Genomic DNA, 18,536 nt, shown 5'->3' on the forward strand with positions numbered 1-18,536 from the left:
TCCCCCCTCCTCCCTTCCCCACTCCCTCACTCCGGGAAAAACACCTCCACCCTGCTTCCGCGCGCATGCTTGCCCGCAAGCGAGCCCACCACCATGCACACGCCCGCCACGGCGATGCCGATGACGATTTGATGCAGGTCGGCCACCTTGAAGCCGAGGGCCATCGTCACGCAGTACGCCAACGTGCCGCCCGCCATCGACCACAGCGCGCCCGTGCGGTTCGCCCGCTTCCAGAACAGGCCGCACACGAGCACCCAGAAAAACGCCGTCTCCAAGCCGCCGAACGCGAACATGTTGATCTTCCAGATGACGTCGGGCGGCACGATGGCCAGCACGAACACGACGGCGCCCAGGCCGAGCGTGACGGCCTGGCTCGACACCGACAGCGTGCGCTCCCCCACGCGCTTCCCGCGCGCTTCGGCGTAATGCACCCCGATGTCCTTCACGAGGGCCGAGGACGACGAGATGAGCAGCGACGACACGGTGGAGATGGACGCGGCCACCGGCCCGATGATGGCCACGCCCGCCAGCGCGGGAGGCAGCGTCTGCACGATGGCCAGCGGGATGATGTTGTCCACGCTGCCGCCGTACGTCGCCAGGTCCTCGGTGAGCACGCCCGCCGCCAGCACGCCGAGGGCCGTGACGCCGATCATCATGGCGCCGATGATGACGGTGCCCACGATCATGGCGCGATGGAGCGATTTCACGTCCTTGTACCCCATCGTGCGCACCACCGACTGCGGCAGCACGAACGTGAAGACGCCCACGAGCAGCCACTGCGTGAAGTACAGCGACGGCGGCATGCTGCCGCCCGCCAGGGGTTCGAGCATCTCGGGATGGTTCTGTGCGATCGAGCCCATGATGGCCTCGTAGCCGCCGCCCGCATCCAGGATGCCCACGGCCAGCACCGCGATGCCCACGAGCATGGCGATGCCGCACAGCGCGTCGGTCAGCGCCACGCCGCGAAACCCGCCGATGGTGGTGAACAGGACGACGGCCACGCCGAACAGCGCGAGGCCGAACACGTAGGAGTACCCGGTCACGGCCTCGAACAGCTTCGCCCCGCCCACGAACTGCGCGATCATGGTGGCGCCGAAGAACACGACGATGATGAGGGCCGACACGTTCGCCAGCAGATCCGACCCGTAACGGGCGCGGATGACGTCGATCACCGTGATGGCGTCGAGCTTGCGCGCGATGAGCGCCATCTTCTTGCCCACGATGCCGTACAGCAGCACGAGCGCCGTCACCTGCACCACGGCCATGTACACCCAGCCGAAGCCGACGCTCCACGCCTGGCCGGGCCCGCCCACGAACGAGCTCACCGAGCCGTACGTGGCGATGGTGGTCATGGCCAGCACGAAGCCGCCCAGACCGCGGTTGCCGATGAAGTACTCCTTCATGAACCCGCCGCCGGTGGATGCCTTCGCCGCGCGACGGCGCACGACCATGCTCATGCCCACGGCGAACACGAGAAACGCCGCAACGGGAACGAGCGCCACGACGTCACCCATCGATGCCCTCCTCGTCGTCGAGGCTGAAGTCGGCGAACACGAAGCGCGTCAGCACCACCGCGGCCACGATGGCCGCCGCCCACGTGCCCACGCAGCCTACGACGATCCACAGCGGCGTGCCGAGCACCTGCACGTCCACGCCCGCCAGCCCGAACCCGCCGACGAGCCACACCGCCACGATGCCCCCGAGCGCCACCACCGTGGCCCGCGCCTCCCGGTTCGTCTGCGCCATCTTCTCCCGATACGTCGCAAGCGCCTTGCGCGCCATCACAGCCCCCTTCGCCCCTCATCCCGTTTTCGATGAGCGTATGGTACACCAGAACAGGCTACGAATCCGACGAAACCTTGTCCAGCAGGTCTTGCTTGCCGGTTACGCCCATCTTGGCGTAGAGGTGGCGCACGTGGCTTTTGACGGTGTTGAGGGACACCACGAGGCTGTCGGCGGCCTGCGCGAAAGTGCAGCCCTCCATGAGCAGGCTCAGCACGTCCTCCTCGCGGCGCGTGAGATCGTAGGCGCGGGCGATGCGGGCGCAGTGCGCTTCGAGGTCGAGAGTCGGCGGCGCGGCAGGCGCGGGCGCAGGGACGGGCGCGGGAACGGGACGGTGCAGCTGCAGGTACGTCACGGCGGCGGCCATCTCGCGGTTGCGCCACCAACGGCCGAGCGCGGTGCACAGCGCGAACGACGCCGCGCACATGATGGCCTCGAACGCGACGGCGATGTCGAGGCCGAACGCGTCGGACACCATGAGCGTACCGACGATGGCGGCCGCGAAGCACCCGCCCCACGTGGCCGCCAGCCGATATGCCACGCGGTCGGCGCAGCGTCGCAGGAACGCCCGCACGGCCGCCGCGCAGAACGCCCCGTACATGAGGCATGCCAGCAGCAGCGCCGCCACCGTCGACCATGAAACCATCGCTGTCCTTTCCCGCACCCGTCCGTTTTCACCAGCATAGCGGATCGCTCCGGCGCGCGTGGTGGGAACAGGTGATGAAAAACTTCATCATTGCCGCCCGCCGACGCCTCGTGGTAGGTTGAACGCGGAAGCCCCGGCAAAGGAGACGCCATGAGCACGACCCGCACCGCCATCGCACGAACCCTCATCGGCATCGCCTGCATCGCGGTCGCCACCTGCGCGCTTGTCTGGTTCGCTTTCCACTTTACGCCCGGAACGCCGCGCTCGGCCGATTCGAGCGACGATCGCTACGGCGCGAGCATCGCGGGCGCGGGCAACGGCCGCTACGTTGCGGAGACCGTCGTGGACGTCCCCTTCGGCCAGACGTTCACCGCACAGGGCGTGACGCGCGGAAAATGGTTCTCGTGGAGCGAAGAGGAACGCGCGTCGTGGAGCGAGGAGGAGCGGGAGCGCTTCTTGACCGAATACCAGTACATCCTCGAGATCGACGGCATTGAGATCACGCCCACGGACATGAAGGCCGTGACCCTGGACGCCTTCGCCGAATGGTATCCGCACTACGCTCAGACGACCGGCTATACGCAGGCGCACGGACACGAATGCAAGGTGCTGCTGGTCGACGTCACCATGACGAACACCGCCGATTACGCTCAGCGCATGCCGCCGCTCGCACTCTGGAGCGAGGAGCTCAACGGGGCGGGCGATGTGCTCGATCAGGGCGTCGGAAGCGACGGCGGTTACCTGTTGTCGGAGCTGTACGGCGTCGATTCCGGCAAAGGGCTCGTGCAGTACACCCTGCCCGACGATTGGGACGTGCTCGAACCCGGCGAGACGCACACCTGGACGCTGCCCCGCCTCGTGTACCGGAGCATGTTCGAAGACCCGGAAGCATACGACGACATCGACCCGTCGAAGTTCTGCCTCGCCCTCGCCGACTACGACCCGCCCACGATCTACCGCCTATGGCTGGGGTGAGTGCACCGATTTTCATGACGAAATGGCACGTTTTTTCGCGATTGCGGCTTCAACGATGCTTTTAGGGCGCTGGAAAACCCACCGTGAACCTCCGCCGCCACAAAACACCTGGTCGCGTTGAGTCAAACGACGCTCTTGCGCGAACGAAGCACGCAATCGCGCAATTTCTTGCCAATAACGGCAACCCCGCGCATAAAAAACGGCCCCGGGCATCCCCGGGGCCGTTTCAAAGCCATGCCGCCGCAGCGCAGCGCTACAGCGCCGCCTCGCGCAGCTTCTCCACGAGCTGCTCGACCGGCCACGCGCCGAGGTCGCCCTCGTGACGCTCGCGCACGCTCACGGTGCCGTTCTCGATTTCCTTATCGCCCAGCACCACCATGTACGGGATCTTCTGGCTCTGCGCCTTCGCGATCTTCACGCGCATGGGCTCGTTCTGATCGTACACCTCGATGCGCCCGCCTGCGGCCTTGAGCTGCTTCGCCAGCGCCGCAGCCGCCTCGTTGTGACGATCGGCAAGCGGCAACACGGCCACCTGCACGGGAGCCAACCACAGCGGCAACGCGCCGGCGTAGTGCTCGATGAGGATGCCCAGGAAGCGCTCGATGGAACCGAAGATGGCACGATGGAGCATCCAGGGACGCTCTTCGGTGTTGTCCTCGGTGCGGTAGGTCAGCTCGAAACGCTCGGGGAAGTTGAAATCAACCTGCACGGTGGAGCACTGCCAGGTGCGGCCGATGGCGTCCTTCACCTTGATGTCGATCTTCGGGCCGTAGAACGCACCGTCTCCCTCGTTGATCTCGTATTCCAGCTCATGACGCGCGCATGCCTCCTTGAGGGCGTTCGTCGCGTGCTCCCACATGTCATCGGAGCCGATGCTCTTCGCCGGACGCGTGGATATCTCGGCGGTGTACTCGAAGCCGAAGGTGGACATGATGTGGTCCACGAGGTCGAGGATGGCCACCACTTCGTCAACTACCTGGTCGCGCGTGCAGAACACGTGCGCATCGTCCTGGGTGAAGCCGCGGGCGCGCAGTAGGCCGTGCACGACGCCGCTCATCTCGTGACGGTACACGGTGCCGAACTCGAAGTAGCGCAGCGGCAGGTCGCGATAGGAATGCAGCTCGCTCTTGTACAGCATCACGTGGCCCGGGCAGTTCATGGGCTTCACGGCGTACTCGGTCAGGCGCGGGTTCTCGTCGTCGCCTTCGTTGATGTTGAAGAAGTACATGTTCTCATGGTAGAAGTCGTAGTGCCCCGACATCTTCCACACGTCGGCGTTGTAGACGTGCGGGGTGATGACCTCTTCGTAGCCGCGCTCGTACAGGTCGCGGCGCAGCCATTCCTGCATGGTGCGGATGACGCGCGCGCCCTTGGGAAGGTAGAGCGGCAGACCGACGCCGGCCAGCGGGTCCATCGTGTAGATGCCCAGTTCGCGGCCCAGCTTGCGGTGGTCGCGCTTCTCGGCTTCCTCCATGTTGTGCAGGTATTCGTCAAGCTCCTTCTGCTTGAAGAACGCCGTGCCGTAGATGCGGGTGAGCATCTCGCGCTCGGCGTCGCCGCGCCAGTAGGCGCCGGCCAGCTTCGTCAGCTTGAAAGCGCCGATCTTACCGGTGGAGGGCAGGTGCGGCCCGCGGCACAGGTCGGTGAACTTGCCGATGGTGTAGGTGGTGATGACGGCGTCCTCGGGAAGCTCGGCGACGAGTTCCAGCTTGAACGGCTGATCCGCGAAGATCTCCTCGGCCTCGGCGCGGGTGACCACGCGGCGCTCGAAGGGTTCGTCGGCTTTCACGATCTCGGCCATACGGGCCTCGATGGCGGCGAAGTCGTCCGGCGAAAGCGCGCGATCCAGCTTGACATCGTAATAGAAGCCGTCCTCGATGGCGGGGCCCACGCCGAACTGCACGTCGCCGTAGAGGTCGACGAGCGCGGCGGCCATGACGTGCGCAGTGGAGTGACGCAAAAGCTCGAGGCCCTCGTCGCTCTTGGCCGTGATGATGGCCACGGCGTCGCCCGCGTTCACGGGTGCGGAGAGGTCGACCGGCTGGTCGTTCACGATGCCGGCCAGCGCGGCCTTCGCCAGGCCCGCGCCGATGGCGGCTGCCACGTCGGCAACGGTGGCGCCTTCGGCCACGTCTTTGGTCGAGCCGTCGGGAAGTACGATGTTCATATCAGTTCCTTTCCTGTGCCGGGCGCGCACAAAGCGCCTGCACGATCGGTTCGCAGCGAGCGCACTGCGCGCCCGCCGATGCGACAAAACAACGAAGCCGCCCCATGGTTCACGAGGCGGCTTCGATGAAATGCGAAGTGGTTACTGGGCGCGCTCGGATTGAGCGGGGCGCGCCTGCCTCGACTGCTGCTGGGGTGCCGCCTGCTGCGGCTGCTGCGTTCGCGCACCGCGCTGCTGTTGCTGCGGGGCACGACGGGTGCGGGGACCGCCCGACACCGGCGTGGCGCAGTACGGGCACACCGTCCAGGTGGGGTCGAGGGCGTGGTTGCAGGTTCCGCAGAGGTTCTTGAGACGCTGATGGCAGTTCGGGCACAGCACGAAGTCGGCCTCCACCGGATAGCCGCAGTTCGCGCACTCGCCGTACTTCATGAGTTCGCGTTGCTTGAGCGCGATTTCCAGCTCCTGCTCGTCGCGATCGATCTGCAGCAGCGGCGGACGCAGCAAGCAGTACGCGATGATGCCGAGCAACGGAATAAGCGCAACGATGGCCCACACGTACCAATACGAGCCGCGCAGATACGCGTCGCGGACCACCCAGATGATAGACAGCACGTACAGGATAACCAGCAGCACCACCACGACGGTGAACGCTGCTTGCAGTTCGGGAGTCCACAGCTGGGACAGCAGTTCGCTCATTTCAACCTCGTTTTCTTGTTATCGAACCCGCTGTATGCAGGCACCGAAAACGCGCGATACGTGCACACGATCAGTCATTATAGCAAAGATGCCCCTTGACGCGCGCCCGTTCAGGTAATTTCCGCAAGCTGTTGAGTTACAGGTTGATGGAGCGGTGCTGCGAGATGCTCGCATCAATGGTGCACGGTTCGAATATCCTGCTTGGAGTACACCGTCACATCGGGAGGAACATCGTGCGACACGATCGTCCCCGCACCCACGATGGCGTTGTCCCCAATCGTCACCCCCTTCAACACGACGACGTTCGCACCCAGCCAAACGTTGTTGCCGATGACCACCGGCTTCGTTTCCATTCCCTGTTTCTTGTACGCGATATCGGAGCGGTCGTGGCCGTGATCGAAATCGAACACCTGCACGTTCGGTCCGAAAAGACAGTCGCTCCCGATCTCGATACGTTCATGAGCGATGATCTTGCAACCGTAATTGAAGAACGCGCCCCTTCCAAGACGCATGCACCCCTGTGGACCGAGCCGGCAGAAAAACGGCTTCCGAAAACTGATCGCCCCTCCTCCGACGTCGAGTCTCGAACCGTAACGGCTTCGAAGAAACGCCATCTTCATCAACCGGTACAGCTTGCATACGAGCCTTTCCGCGAACTCCATCATGCGCCGCCCCTGTTCTTGAACACGCAGACATCGATGCATCTCGAACACCCGATACACGCTGCGGCATCGACAACCGGGTAGTCGAAGCCCTCTTCATCGGGCTCCAGAGCGATGGCGTCCTGCGGGCAGGCGAAGGCGCAGGCGCTGCAGCCGCAGCATTCGCTGCGTCGCGCGTACAGCTCCGGCAACCTGTCACGACGCTTCGCATCCACCGTTTCGAGGTTTCTAAACCGTGTGGACCGATGAGGGTGATAGCCGGAAGACGTATCGAGCCTCGTTCCGTCGCGGTATGCGTATTGGTCGTTGTCCGGCAGGTACCACGATGCCTGAGGGCTGACGCGCTTTGTTGAAAACAATCCCATGTGCACTCCGATTTCCTAAAGACGATGCAAGAACCGCTTGAAGCGGGCTCCCGCGAACCGAACCCGCTTCGGCAGGAAGCGAAACCGTTTCATCATGCCGTCGTATCCGTCCGAGCAAAGGGCCTCCCACACGGGTTCCCTCGGTTGGGTGCACGATGTAGGACGCGACAGCATCGGATTGCCGGGAAGCGACTCTTCCAAGGAAGACCTGCGCGCGTCGATGTCGCAACGCTTCGCGGCGTCAAGGCCCTTCGGCGTGTTGGCAAGAACAAGCGAGACCCCCAAATCGTCTGAGAATGCCGCAATCCTCGTACGTTCGATGCCCCAGAAGTCGGCGATGGTCACATCGGAAGAACGATTCGAGGTCGTATAAGGGCATGCGTAACAGGAAGGGCGAAGCATTCTGTTTCCATAAAACAGCCTTTTCCAAGACTCGACCATGCGACTCCCCTGATGAACGCTTCCGTCGTCGCACGCCACGGCCTCGCAATGCCCCCATCCGCGATTCTTGGGCCGGTGGTTGTATGCAACCACCTTGCAACCCAACCGCCGCTCGAGAAACCGGAGATGCGCGGCGAACAGGCCGGGGGAAGGCACGCCATGGCAGATAAGGTCAGCAGTCAACAGCCACCCCCCCCCCATCTCGCCGCACGCGTGGCGCACAGCGTCAACCTGGCAAGGCGTGCCCGTGAAAAGAACCGGTCGACCAGAGGAAAGATCGGCGCTCACCATGGCTATCGTCGAACCCATATCGCTCTGGGAATACTTCGACCCCATGCAGCGTTCGCACTCCTCCAGCGTCTCGCACCGAATATGACGAGCTTCGAGGCCGTCGTCGAACGCGCAGCCGTACACAACGCCCCCTTGGCCTATCATGTAATCGGCAAGCGCATAGAACATACCTCCCGACGAGCTTTTTTCCCGCACTTCGTCTGAACGATGCTTTGCCGCGAACACCAGTGGAAACTCCTCTTCCTGCACACGATCGAGATCGATGCTCGCATCCATTCCGACGCTCTCCCTTCTATCACGTTCCACCCCTTTGCCGCCGGTATGAAAAACAAGGTGCGCAGCATCCTTGAGCGATCGTCTCGCCCCAAGCGCGCCAACGTTCTTGCAGGCTGCGCCGAACCCATCCCTCACCAGCGATTCCCAAAACCCGTCGTGCAGGCGGGATGCCCGAGGCGGGTGAAGGAGCATAGGCTGTTCCGGATTCGCGCAGAGGGAAGGAGCGCTGGCCACGAGATTGAGCGAATGCGCAGCTCCCTTCAGGAAACGAAGACCATGCGCGGTATTTGCGAAAAGGCACGACACCCCCGTATCGTCGGCAATACCCGGATGAGCCCGTTCGATTCCCCAGTAATCGCCCATCGACAGGTCGCCGGGGCGAATGATTGAGTGGTACGAGCATGCCAAACAACTCGGACGCAGCATCATCTTGTTCCAGACGCGCTTCCAAGCCCGCGTTCGCACGGTCGCTTCCTCGAACGTTCCGTCGTCGTACACGGCCCGCTCCTCGTATAAACCCCACGGGGTGTGCCCGCGATGCCGGTATCCGACAACGTGCTTCCCCGTGCATGCTTCGAGCCAGTCCACATAGGAACGAAAGCCCTTCGGCGACGGAACGCCTAAACAAACCAGATCGCAGGTGATCAAACCGTTCACCTTATCGCTCATAGCATCTTCCTCAGTCTCGTCATCAAGCTTCTGAATTGCTCCCGCTCCGCGAGCCAGCAGCACGAGACGCAAACCAGCAACCCCCACGCCAGCATGGCCGCAGCCACTATCAGCCAATCGGTCCAACTGCTGCCCGAATACCCAACCGCTATGAACGGCGCTGCTATCAACGCGCATTCCACGACGCTCACGAGCATGCGCTTCGCCGTATCGCGTATGGGGGTTTTCGTCAACACGTTCGGTATGAACACCAGCAAGTCGAGGTCGCGATACAGGTTCGACAGGCAGCATCCGATCAGTATTCCCGGCATTCCGGCAACCAAACCGCCGACGATCGAGCCGGCCAGCAATATGAGCGTCTGAAAAGTCGTCTGTATACGCGTCTCTCGATACATCCCCGCTGCGATGACGAGCAATCCTTGAGGGGTCTTAAGATGGTAGAGAAACACGTTCAGCACCGCGAGAAACCCGACCGCGGGATAGACGTAGTTCAACTCCGTGATTCCCGAGGTGTAGAGTCCAACAAAAGAGTTGATCAGCGCGAGAGCAATCCCGCACATGAGGGCGTTACTCGTATACGATATGGTTTGCAGCTCCTTGAATGCGCACTGCAGCGTCTCCGCCTGCCCCCGAGCGATCACATCGCCGAACGAGGCCTGCGTACCGCCGATGAACGACGTACACACGCTTTGAATCCCATTCGCCACCAGAAGATAGATCGAAAACACACTGACGAGGGCGAGGTCTTGCAGCACGAAAGTCGCAATGATAACCGGAGCCCCGCTTTGAACCGCACCGAGCACTTGCAGGTAAAACGCATTCCATCTTTGATCAAGCCGATATCCCTTGTCGTCGGCAGAGAAGTCCACTTGCTTGAATTTCGATTTGGCGTACAGGGACAGGATCACCGAGCGAATAATCACCGGAGCGATGGCCGCGATGTATACGATTTCCACCGAGAAGCCAAGAAAAGCAAGCGCCGCTATCACGCACGCATACAGCACCTTGTACAGAATGGTGGCTATCTGAATGACCCAGTTACGCTGCGACGCGGTGAGCAGCACGCGATACTTCGCCAAGGTGAAGAAATCGAGCACCCCCATCGAGCCCAACGAAACCACCAGCAGGACAACTTGCACGCTGCCCATGGAGCCGCAGTCGACGAAAACGGGATACACGAAAGCGAGCACCGCGATAAGGGCCACGAATATCCAGCCCGATCGATAGTAGAACCGCTTCGCCGCCGAGACGACCACGCTCACGGCTCCGTAATCCTTGGATGCGAGCGGCTTGTACAGCGCGAACACGGCAGCACCCGATATGCCCGCCTCCACCAGGCTTATATACGATACGAACTGCGTCAACGAGGTGACCAGACCGTTTACGTCCGAACCGTAGTAAGAAATCACCACGCGGGGCACGATAAAGGCGACGAGGATGTTCACCATCTGCAAGGCAAACGACCAAAAGGCATTGCCGAAGAACGATTTCGAGCGGCTCAGCACGACTCGCTCCGTCCCGCATGCTCCGAGCGCCGCCTGCGGTACACCCACAACGACATGCTGCACGCCACCAGATAGGGAATGTACACCTGCATATCGTAGAGGGGGTTGCCGGTCAGGCAGTACATGATGAAGAACGCCTGTATGGCCAACGACCCCGCCAACGCCCCTTCTATGGACGCGTCGGAAGCATGGTCGCGAAACGCCTCTCTGTCTTTCGCAAGTTTCATGCTCGCGGCAAACAGCCCCACCGCAGCCGCCACCAGCAGACCGAGGCCGACGACACCCTCTTCGGCAAGCACCTGCAGATACACGTTGTGCGCATTCATCGTCTCGAATCCGCGCGCCAAAAACGACCAGCTCAGCAAGCTCGCGTTGAATGCCTGGGTGTAAGAGCCCCATCCGTTGCCCAAAAGCAGATCATCACCCCACATGGTCATGCAGAGCTCGTAAAACGGGGTTCGCCCGTTCATGGTGTCATCTTCCATCGCGTCGGAAAACCGATCGAACACGAACAGCACATCGGGCGCGATAAAGGAAGCGGCGAACAAGGCGAGAACGCCGACGGCGCCCACCACGGCAAGCTTCCCGATTCCTCCCGTGCCGCGCATCGCCACGAAGGAAACCGCTATCGAAGCGATACCGAACGCCAAATGCGCGCGCTTCGCCGTGAGCAGCAGCGCGAACAGAATCAAGACGAGCAGGGCAAGGTAGGGCGCTTTTTTCTTGTGCTCCATTGCGAGGGCATACGAAGCCAACGCCCCGAGGGCAAGATAGATTCCGTTCGTCGAGTAGTGAGCCGTGAACCCCGATCGATAGCCGCGGCCGGTGATGGTCAGCCTATCGCTGAAAAACTGCGGGTAGATAAACCGATCGTACAGGTCCGGAACCATCCAGGTCGCAATCGTGACAAGTGCATGGAATGCCGAAAACACCGCTATCAGAACGAGTGCCGTGCGAATCCATCCGGCGTGCGGCAGCGAGACCAAGAGCACGACCGCCACGAGGGACATGCCGAACAAAGCGAACCAGGCCAACCCGTTTCCCGCGACGATATCCACGTTCTTGTTCAGCACCGCCAGAGCGAAGAACCCGATGAAGGCAATGAGGGGCTTCGGAATCGAGAGCCTGCATCTCCCCCGCGCAACCCGGAAGGTCAAGCACGCAACGGCAAGACAGATCGACAGACACTGCACGGCCGTCGACTTCAGCAAGGTCTGGCAGAAAAACGGCGGGGCCAGCAGCAGAACCAACGCCAGGGTAACCGGCGCGTCACGTTGGGTTTCGGTTGTCACGAGCGAAGCATCCTTCTCAAGAAATCGAGAGATGCGCGCCGATATTCCTCAAGACGGCCCCTCACACGTTCGTAGTCGATGGGACCCGCAAGCGCATCCCCTGAAGACACTCGGCGGCTGCGCAGGTCGAACGCATCAAGAAGATCCTCCAACCTGCTTTCCCTCGTTTTCAGCGCATCGCTGCATTGCGCGCTTTGAAACCAGCAGAATTGTTTCTCCATCAGAATGGAGAAACAGCTTCCGTGAAACGAGTTCGTGACCACCAAGCTTGCCTGCTTGATCCAGCCGAGAAATTCTTCGGGACCCGCATCCCGCACGTTCGTGACGCCGCTCAGCGCGAACGCGCCGTTATGAAGCACGACCACGTCGACGCCCATCTGATCGGCAATCCGCCGAGCCCACTGCAGACAATCCGCATCCACTCGCCCCAGGCCGAATACCAAAAGGTACGGCCGAGCCTGTCGCGGATCAACCGCCATGCGTTCCCACGCTTCTTTCGACAACAACATGACTGGATCGCACACAACGCACGGATCCACGCCCGCTGCGGTTCGAAGGTAGGCGGCCGCACCTTGCTCCCGAACGCCCACCAAGGAGAAATCCCGGACAAGACGCGTTCCGACGGGCTGAAACGACTCGGACCAGCTTCTGACCCCCAAGCTGGCGGCATAGGACGCTTTTCGTCTCGAGTCGTCGATAAAGTCGAGGAAGTACGAGGTGTCGTCCTCGGTGATCGCAGGATTCCAAACCTGATCGCTCCCCACGATAACCAAGCGAAACCGATCGCAATACGCGCGAAGTTCATCCTTGCGAACAGGCTCCGTCAGAATAAGATGATTCTCTCTGAACTCTGCGAACTTCGCATGTTTGACGGTGCGGAATCGAGATCGTGCAAGCCAGCCGATTTTCGCCTTGACTCCCCTGCCCGCAGCATAGTGGGATGCGCGTATCGCCTCGCACGAATAGTTCAACAACTCCGTATCGAAACCCTCGTTCAGCACGGCTTGTTGCAACGCGTACGACTGCAGCACGGCACCGTAGTTAATCGCCTCATGAAACGTGAGGGTTGCCACGACACCCTGACGATTCCGCTCCGTTTGCCGGCCTTTCGGACGCTCCTCCATAGTGATCCCTACCTCACCCTCGACTTACCGCTCAAAAGAAGACTTGTCCGGAAACAATCCATCGAACGCAGACGCAAGCGCCCTCCGTTCCGCAGGAAAGGTTTCGGCCGTCGCAACGTCGTTTATGCACACGATGGAGTATTGGCCGCCGAAAACCTGCGCAAGCATATCGGCGTCAACGGCCTGCTTGAAATAGCGTCTGCCGCGTAAATCGCTCGGCGCAAACGAGCCCGTGACCAGCTGCCAGTCGCGGACAAGCCAGGGCGTCACGTTTTCGTACGCGCGGAATTTCGTCAGGCACGTCGCATCGAGCTCGTCGTATTCCTCTTCCCACAACGTCTCGAACGTGCTCTTGAGGAACGTCTGAACCGTATGCTGCTCGATAAAGCCGGTGAACCTCGGCCACGGCAGAAGACAGAGCGTCCTCAGCATCTTTGCACCGTATTTCGGATTGAACCATTTGAAGAAGTGATCTCGCAGCACCTTGTTTTTCCGGAAATGGCGGTTGATCACGGCAACGTTGTTCACCTCCATCAGCAACTTGTTGTACCGATCGCGAGAAGGGGCGTTCAAGGCGGCGAAGTCGCACGGAAGACCTCGTTTGAACAGGTCGCTCTTCGCAAGAGGACGCAACGCGTACACATCGTCGTTAAAGTACACGAAGTGCTCGGCAAGCTCCGGAATGCGATGGAAATTGAGTTCTATCGTATGGGAGTTGAACGTGGGGAGATACCGACTCGGGATAAAGTCCTCATGCCGTACGATACGCAGGTGCGGATTGCGTTCGTTCAGCCATGACGGAACATGCCCGTACGTGACGAAATGCACGTACCGTACCCAGGGCATGTTCTGCTCGATCCCCCTGAACCAGTAGCGCAGCGTATTCCAATCGCGAAACCGAATAGCTCCCTTCGCCCAATCGTCGGCAATCGACGAATCGTTCCGCTCGTAGCGAGCGCGCTCCGCCGCCCAGCCCTCATCCGATCCGTCAACCCAGGTAACGACGACGTCAACGGGAAAGTCTTCGACAGGACTCACTTCTTGTCCCCCTTTGACATGTCCGTTTTGATCTGCGTCGTGGATATCTCGGGCGTCCTCGGCAGGTACACTACGTCCACGCCTTCCTCTTTCAGGAAGTCGAACTGCCCCGTCCAATCGTCCCCCATGGCGAACACATCGACGTCGTAGGCATGCATATCGCGACGCTTCTGGTCCCAGCTCGACTCCGGCACCACCTCGTCGACGTAGCCGACCGCTTCAACCATGGTTTTGCGCTGTTCGTAACTGAAATAGCAGCGTTTCTTCTTCTCGTTCCAGTTGAATTCATCGGTCGATATCGCCACGATCAAGCGATCGCCCAGCGCGCGAGCACGACGCAACAAGTTGATGTGACCGTAATGCAGAAGATCGAACGTTCCGTACGTCATCACCGTTCTCTGCTTGCGTCCGTACGCCTCACAGGTAAGCTTGCGCGTCATGAGCGCTCCAACCACGCTCTGAGGACGCGCGCATCCGCTGACGACCGCTTGCACAGCATCGACGATCGGCATGTCCACACCGTAGCGCACGGACAGCTGCACGGCGGCAGGAAGGGCGTTCAAGCCCTCAACGACCATGCCCACCTCGGCAACCGCTTCCTCGACGGACATGCCGCCGGCAATGAGAAAGCCGGCCCGATAATTCCTGCTATGCACGCTCGAAGCGGTAACCACCAGGTCCCCCACCCCGGCCAAGCCGCTAAAGGTCTCCGCGAGGCACCCCGCTGCGACGCCGAGGCGGGTCATCTCGGCGATGCCGCGCGCAATGAGCGCAGCACGCGAGTTATCCCCGTACCCCAAACCCGCAGCCATACCGGATGCCAGCGCAACCACGTTCTTGAGCGCTCCGCAAAGCTCGACTCCTTTGACATCCGAACCGGTATAGACGCGAAAAACCTCGTTGGAAAACGCCTTTTGCACGCGAAGTGCAGCTGCGCGATGGGCGCTCGCTGCGACGATGGCCGACGGCATGTCGCGCGCAACCTCCTCAGCGTGCGTAGGGCCGGAGAAGGCGACAAGCGCATTGCACGGAGAGCCCGTCTTCGTCAATTCATCCTCGATCACTGCGGTCATAGAGAAGAGGGTGTCCGCCTCTATTCCCTTCGTCGCGCAGACGATGATCTGAGAAGGGTCCGCCACGCGGGCAATCGTCTTCGCGATGCCGCGAACGAATTGAGACGCCGTCGCGCACACGATGATCGTCGCTTCTTTGCAGGCACGCTCGAGATCGTCCGTGAGTCGCACGCTCTCGGGTATACGCACACCGGAAAGCTGAGGCAGCGACCGTTCAAGGTCCAACCGCATCGATTTCTTCGTGCTTTCAGACCACACCTCAACCTGATGCCCCTGCAGAGCCATCAGCCGAGCAAGCGCGATACCCCAGGTTCCGCTCCCTATCATGCATATACGCTCCACGCATCCCGTTTCATGCGCCATGTTAGCCGACAACACTCGCTCCATCCTCTTCGTCACCGTTGCCATCGAACATCGGATGCTTGACCACGTGCACGCTATGGACGGCCCGATGCCCTTCCGAAGGGGGAACCATGTAGTCACCGTACGTTGCAGAAAGCACCGAATCGTAGTCGCGCGGCCCCTTGAGCACCGCTGATTCGAATTCGTATTCGACAAGATCTTCGAGAGAAGCTCGAGGCCACGTTTGACGTTCTCCGGAGTACGTTCCCACGCCGCAGAAGCACGCTTCGCCCTCAGTGCATCGGTAGCGCCTGAGAGCAGCGTCGTATTTCTTCAAGCGCTCGCCAACATCCATCCAACTGCCGAAATGGGTGATCGAGCAGAATTCGATGATGGCCTGCTGCCACCACGCGCGTCCGGGCCTTGATCGGTTGACCGTCTCCTCGAAAGAAGCGAAGGCGCACATCGCCTTGTGCCACAGGATGCGGAGGTACTGAATGCCACGACCGAAACGTCCGTCGGGAATGCCGTCGAGGACGAAGATGTCCAGCCAGATGGCAAGATCGTTCCGCTCGCCATACGAATCGAGTCGCATGAGGGTGCGGTTGTCCACGATTCGCGTCACGTAGCGTCGCGTATTCCCCAACGAAAAGTGCTGAACCTCGTAATAATCGGGCAATTCGTCAGGGGCGATTCGAAGGAAGCGATCGAGGTCATCGCGAAACATGAGCACATCGATATCGTCGTCCCACGGTATGAACCCTTTGTGCCGCACCGCCCCGATCAGCGATCCGAAAGCGAGGCTGTAGCGCAGATCGTGCTTGCGGCATATCCCGTCAAGGCAGGTGGCCATTTCCAACACCGTTCCCTGCACGATGGCCAAAGCGCCGCCCTCGCACGCCCGCTCGAACGCGGGCGAATTTCGTTCCTCAGACAAGGCTACCTTCCCGTCTTCTCAGTAATCGATTTGAAGGTGCCGATGAAGATGCTCGCATCCAGCTTCAAGCTCGCATTTCGCACGTAGTACAGCTCCGCTTCCTGACGACTGCCATCGTCCCAAACGGCATCATTTCGATCCGTTATCTGCCACCATCCCGTGATTCCCTGCGGACACGACAACGCGAGCGTCTTGTCTTCCCCGTACCAAGCAATCTCTTCCATCGAGACAGGACGGGGTCCGATGATGCTCATATGGCCCAGCAGCACGTTGATGAATTGAGGGATCTCGTCAAGGCTGGTCTTGCGCAGGAACGCTCCCACCTTCGTGATGCGGGGATCGTTCTCGACCTTGCGCTCTTTGCGCCATTGCTCCAACTGATGGTCGTCGAGGTATTTTTCGACATCGTCGCTATCGCCCACCATGGTGCGAAGCTTCAATATGTTGAGCACCCGGCCGTACCGTCCGACGCGCTTCTGCACGTACAGCGGATTTGCATGGGCGGAAACCGCTGCCGCAGCCAGAACCATCAGGGTAAGAGGCCAAAGCAACACGAGGAAGGCCACGACCACCAGGCTCACCACGACGTCAACCAAGCGCTTGACGCATCGATATCCCACCGTTCGCGCGTCCTTTTCACGACACGCCTGTTCGAATTCGGCGCTGCCCACCTCGAACTCATGCTTGTTGACGTACGCTACGTGCTGTTCCGCACCGGAAAGAGCGGCTCCATCTGCAGCGAATCCTACTTCATCCGGGTCAAGTGAGCATTCATCCGAAAGCGTAGCGCCATCCATGGCGAAAGCCATGCGGTCAGCACCCCCCCCCCCGTCGGGCGAAACGGCCTCATGCGGACTTCCTGACGATCTCGAGGCCGACGCTGGCGGGGACGGTGCGCCCGAACAGGCTCACGTCGATGTAGGCGCGCCGCTTGTGGCGGTCGATCTTGCGGATGTCGCCTTCGAAGCCCATGAGCGGGCCCCGCGTGACCTTGATCGTGTCGCCGGCGATGTAGCCCTCGCTCATGCGCACGGTGTGGCTGCCGTCCATGAACGACAGGAACCAATCGCGCTCCTTGCCCGTCAGCGGGAAAAACGAGTTCTCCTCGTTGCCGAGCAAGCGGATGGGCATGGGCACCTTCGACAGCTCGCGATGGAGCGCTTCGGGGTCGTCGGCGACGAAGAACAGGTAGCCGGGGAACAGCAGCCGCTTCACGAGGCGCCATTCGCCGCGAATCTTCCACATCACCTCGTATTCGGGCATGAAGCAATCTTCCATGACGGAAGAAGGTACCAAGCGGCGGCACATTTCGAGCGTCGAGGACTCACGACCCGCTTGCACTTGCGCGACGTACCACATTGTCTGCTCCTTTCCCCTCGCATGCGCGTATTCGCTCCGTCAAAAGAAAAGAGGACGAATAGCTGCGCCCCGCCGTCGCCGATAGGCAACGGCCGCTCATACGAGCCGAACGCATCTATTCATCCTCTTGTCGATCGACGGAACGCGCTTCGCGACGATTTCGTCTTCTCAAGATATGTAGCGAGCCGTACGGCTCGATGTAATGTTGCATACATACAACATTCACGCCGAAAGAAAAAGGCGACGAGCGCCTGTCCTTCCCTCAACGTTTCTGCAATGTTGTATATAGTCCGTTGTTATATACACAACACCCACGGTACTCTGCGACGATGCGAAACACTCTACAAACAAAAGTCGGTCTGCGTATCAAGGACCTACGTGCCGTCCACGACGTCAGTCAGGAGCGGTTTGCCAACAAAATCGGCATGGACCGCACCTACCTTGCCTCCATCGAGGTCGGGCAACGCAACGTCACCTTGCAGAACCTCGCGAAAATCGCGAACGGGTTCGACATGACGCTGTCCGAGTTCTTCGAGGGAATCCCCCGCATCGACCCGAGCGCCTGACCCTTCTGTCCTACGGTTTGCCTGCCGCGCACTTGATTATACCTATATGTTGTATAAAAGCAACAATGCTGTAACGAATGCCATGAAATTCGAAACGAACGGGATGAGGGACACCAACGTCGTGAGGGGCGGGCCACGGCAAACGGCTTCGCGGCGTGCTCCCCGACGACCCGTCCCCCGTCGCGCCCCATCGTAGCAAAGCGGTTGAACTATGTTCAGTCGTGAATTATGAGTTTTTTCCTGAGAAAATAAAAAGTTTGAGCCGTTTCCCCTGATGGGAAGCGCGCGAATGCACTCTCTGAGTTGTATTCACACGATTACAAGCAGATG

General features: G+C 60.8%; 18 protein-coding genes. 2 read left to right on the top strand and 16 right to left on the bottom strand.

The features are described 5' to 3' along the window. Window positions 1–26 precede the first annotated feature (26 nt). The 3 genes from panF to C1876_RS03750 are packed head-to-tail and all read right to left on the bottom strand — an operon-like array spanning window position 27 to window position 2,428. Entirely contained in the window at window positions 27–1,514 is a 1,488-nt protein-coding gene (panF, locus tag C1876_RS03740) for a sodium/pantothenate symporter (protein WP_114545389.1), read from the bottom strand. Next, window positions 1,507–1,782 carry a YhdT family protein gene (locus C1876_RS03745; protein ID WP_114545390.1) on the bottom strand — a complete coding sequence of 92 codons (276 nt, stop codon included), beginning with the start codon at window positions 1,780–1,782 and terminating at the stop codon, window positions 1,507–1,509. Before C1876_RS03745 ends, panF begins: the two co-directional genes overlap by 8 nt. A gap of 58 nt (window positions 1,783–1,840) precedes the next feature. Further along, window positions 1,841–2,428, bottom strand: a complete 588-nt coding sequence (locus C1876_RS03750) for a helix-turn-helix transcriptional regulator (RefSeq protein ID WP_114545391.1) — start codon at window positions 2,426–2,428, stop codon at window positions 1,841–1,843. A 150-nt stretch (window positions 2,429–2,578) separates the two neighbouring features. Here C1876_RS03750 and C1876_RS03755 point away from each other — a divergent pair, with 150 nt between their 5' ends. Then, the gene (locus C1876_RS03755; protein WP_244910026.1) at window positions 2,579–3,403 is read left to right on the top strand and encodes a hypothetical protein; all 825 of its coding nucleotides are present in this window, start codon (window positions 2,579–2,581) and stop codon (window positions 3,401–3,403) included. Between the two features lie 253 nt (window positions 3,404–3,656). Here the strand turns inward: C1876_RS03755 and thrS are convergent, their stop codons facing one another. The 13 genes from thrS to loaP all read right to left on the bottom strand — a co-directional run bounded on the left by thrS (window position 3,657) and on the right by loaP (window position 17,640). Then, window positions 3,657–5,570, bottom strand: coding sequence for a threonine--tRNA ligase (gene thrS / locus C1876_RS03760; RefSeq protein ID WP_114545392.1), 1,914 nt, complete (start codon window positions 5,568–5,570; stop codon window positions 3,657–3,659). Between the two features lie 141 nt (window positions 5,571–5,711). Next, window positions 5,712–6,266 (bottom strand): zinc ribbon domain-containing protein, encoded by a 555-nt coding sequence (locus C1876_RS03765; RefSeq protein ID WP_114545393.1) that lies wholly within the window; start codon window positions 6,264–6,266, stop codon window positions 5,712–5,714. A gap of 173 nt (window positions 6,267–6,439) precedes the next feature. Beyond that, window positions 6,440–6,931 carry an acyltransferase gene (locus C1876_RS03770; RefSeq protein WP_158544603.1) on the bottom strand — a complete coding sequence of 164 codons (492 nt, stop codon included), beginning with the start codon at window positions 6,929–6,931 and terminating at the stop codon, window positions 6,440–6,442. Continuing rightward, window positions 6,928–7,293 (bottom strand): NADH-quinone oxidoreductase subunit I, encoded by a 366-nt coding sequence (locus C1876_RS03775; protein ID WP_114545395.1) that lies wholly within the window; start codon window positions 7,291–7,293, stop codon window positions 6,928–6,930. The genes C1876_RS03770 and C1876_RS03775 overlap by 4 nt, the downstream gene beginning before the upstream one ends. Window positions 7,294–7,308: 15 nt before the next feature. Continuing rightward, window positions 7,309–8,970, bottom strand: a complete 1,662-nt coding sequence (locus C1876_RS03780) for a Coenzyme F420 hydrogenase/dehydrogenase, beta subunit C-terminal domain (RefSeq protein ID WP_158544605.1) — start codon at window positions 8,968–8,970, stop codon at window positions 7,309–7,311. Further along, window positions 8,967–10,475, bottom strand: a complete 1,509-nt coding sequence (locus tag C1876_RS17595; protein ID WP_158544607.1) for a polysaccharide biosynthesis protein — start codon at window positions 10,473–10,475, stop codon at window positions 8,967–8,969. The genes C1876_RS03780 and C1876_RS17595 overlap by 4 nt, the downstream gene beginning before the upstream one ends. Then, window positions 10,469–11,767: an O-antigen ligase family protein gene (locus tag C1876_RS03785; RefSeq protein ID WP_114545397.1), complete on the bottom strand. Its 1,299-nt coding sequence runs from the start codon at window positions 11,765–11,767 to the stop codon at window positions 10,469–10,471. The genes C1876_RS17595 and C1876_RS03785 overlap by 7 nt, the downstream gene beginning before the upstream one ends. Next, entirely contained in the window at window positions 11,764–12,891 is a 1,128-nt protein-coding gene (locus tag C1876_RS03790; protein ID WP_114545398.1) for a polysaccharide pyruvyl transferase family protein, read from the bottom strand. Before C1876_RS03790 ends, C1876_RS03785 begins: the two co-directional genes overlap by 4 nt. A 24-nt stretch (window positions 12,892–12,915) precedes the next feature. Continuing rightward, entirely contained in the window at window positions 12,916–13,929 is a 1,014-nt protein-coding gene (locus tag C1876_RS03795) for a stealth family protein (RefSeq protein WP_158544615.1), read from the bottom strand. Continuing rightward, the gene (gene tagD, locus C1876_RS18175) at window positions 13,926–15,410 is read right to left on the bottom strand and encodes a glycerol-3-phosphate cytidylyltransferase (protein WP_211309499.1); all 1,485 of its coding nucleotides are present in this window, start codon (window positions 15,408–15,410) and stop codon (window positions 13,926–13,928) included. Before tagD ends, C1876_RS03795 begins: the two co-directional genes overlap by 4 nt. Then, on the bottom strand, window positions 15,367–16,281 hold the full coding sequence (locus tag C1876_RS03805; RefSeq protein ID WP_114545400.1) for a LicD family protein: 915 nt from the start codon (window positions 16,279–16,281) through the stop codon (window positions 15,367–15,369). Before C1876_RS03805 ends, tagD begins: the two co-directional genes overlap by 44 nt. A 2-nt stretch (window positions 16,282–16,283) precedes the next feature. Further along, the gene (locus tag C1876_RS03810; protein ID WP_244910027.1) at window positions 16,284–17,090 is read right to left on the bottom strand and encodes a sugar transferase; all 807 of its coding nucleotides are present in this window, start codon (window positions 17,088–17,090) and stop codon (window positions 16,284–16,286) included. A gap of 37 nt (window positions 17,091–17,127) precedes the next feature. Continuing rightward, window positions 17,128–17,640, bottom strand: a complete 513-nt coding sequence (gene loaP / locus C1876_RS03815; RefSeq protein WP_114545401.1) for an antiterminator LoaP — start codon at window positions 17,638–17,640, stop codon at window positions 17,128–17,130. A 329-nt stretch (window positions 17,641–17,969) separates the two neighbouring features. Between loaP and C1876_RS03820 the strand changes: the two genes are divergently transcribed. After that, window positions 17,970–18,206 (top strand): helix-turn-helix domain-containing protein, encoded by a 237-nt coding sequence (locus tag C1876_RS03820; protein ID WP_114545402.1) that lies wholly within the window; start codon window positions 17,970–17,972, stop codon window positions 18,204–18,206. Window positions 18,207–18,536 lie beyond the last annotated feature (330 nt).

Origin of the sequence: Eggerthella sinensis (assembly GCF_003339815.1) — a bacterium.
Lineage (GTDB): Bacteria > Actinomycetota > Coriobacteriia > Coriobacteriales > Eggerthellaceae > Eggerthella > Eggerthella sinensis.

What these genes read in the sequence shown, in the direction of transcription:
- thrS (WP_114545392.1), bottom strand. Translation starts at nt 5,570, where the DNA reads ATGAACATCGTACTTCCCGACGGCTCGACCAAAGACGTGGCCGAAGGC.
- loaP (WP_114545401.1), bottom strand. Translation starts at nt 17,640, where the DNA reads ATGTGGTACGTCGCGCAAGTGCAAGCGGGTCGTGAGTCCTCGACGCTC.
- C1876_RS03750 (WP_114545391.1), bottom strand. Translation starts at nt 2,428, where the DNA reads ATGGTTTCATGGTCGACGGTGGCGGCGCTGCTGCTGGCATGCCTCATG.
- C1876_RS03780 (WP_158544605.1), bottom strand. Translation starts at nt 8,970, where the DNA reads ATGAGCGATAAGGTGAACGGTTTGATCACCTGCGATCTGGTTTGTTTA.
- C1876_RS03810 (WP_244910027.1), bottom strand. Translation starts at nt 17,090, where the DNA reads ATGGCTTTCGCCATGGATGGCGCTACGCTTTCGGATGAATGCTCACTT.
- C1876_RS03745 (WP_114545390.1), bottom strand. Translation starts at nt 1,782, where the DNA reads ATGGCGCGCAAGGCGCTTGCGACGTATCGGGAGAAGATGGCGCAGACG.
- C1876_RS03765 (WP_114545393.1), bottom strand. Translation starts at nt 6,266, where the DNA reads ATGAGCGAACTGCTGTCCCAGCTGTGGACTCCCGAACTGCAAGCAGCG.
- tagD (WP_211309499.1), bottom strand. Translation starts at nt 15,410, where the DNA reads ATGGCAACGGTGACGAAGAGGATGGAGCGAGTGTTGTCGGCTAACATG.
- C1876_RS03755 (WP_244910026.1), top strand. Translation starts at nt 2,579, where the DNA reads ATGAGCACGACCCGCACCGCCATCGCACGAACCCTCATCGGCATCGCC.
- panF (WP_114545389.1), bottom strand. Translation starts at nt 1,514, where the DNA reads ATGGGTGACGTCGTGGCGCTCGTTCCCGTTGCGGCGTTTCTCGTGTTC.
- C1876_RS03790 (WP_114545398.1), bottom strand. Translation starts at nt 12,891, where the DNA reads ATGGAGGAGCGTCCGAAAGGCCGGCAAACGGAGCGGAATCGTCAGGGT.
- C1876_RS03770 (WP_158544603.1), bottom strand. Translation starts at nt 6,931, where the DNA reads ATGATGGAGTTCGCGGAAAGGCTCGTATGCAAGCTGTACCGGTTGATG.
- C1876_RS03775 (WP_114545395.1), bottom strand. Translation starts at nt 7,293, where the DNA reads ATGGGATTGTTTTCAACAAAGCGCGTCAGCCCTCAGGCATCGTGGTAC.
- C1876_RS03820 (WP_114545402.1), top strand. Translation starts at nt 17,970, where the DNA reads ATGCGAAACACTCTACAAACAAAAGTCGGTCTGCGTATCAAGGACCTA.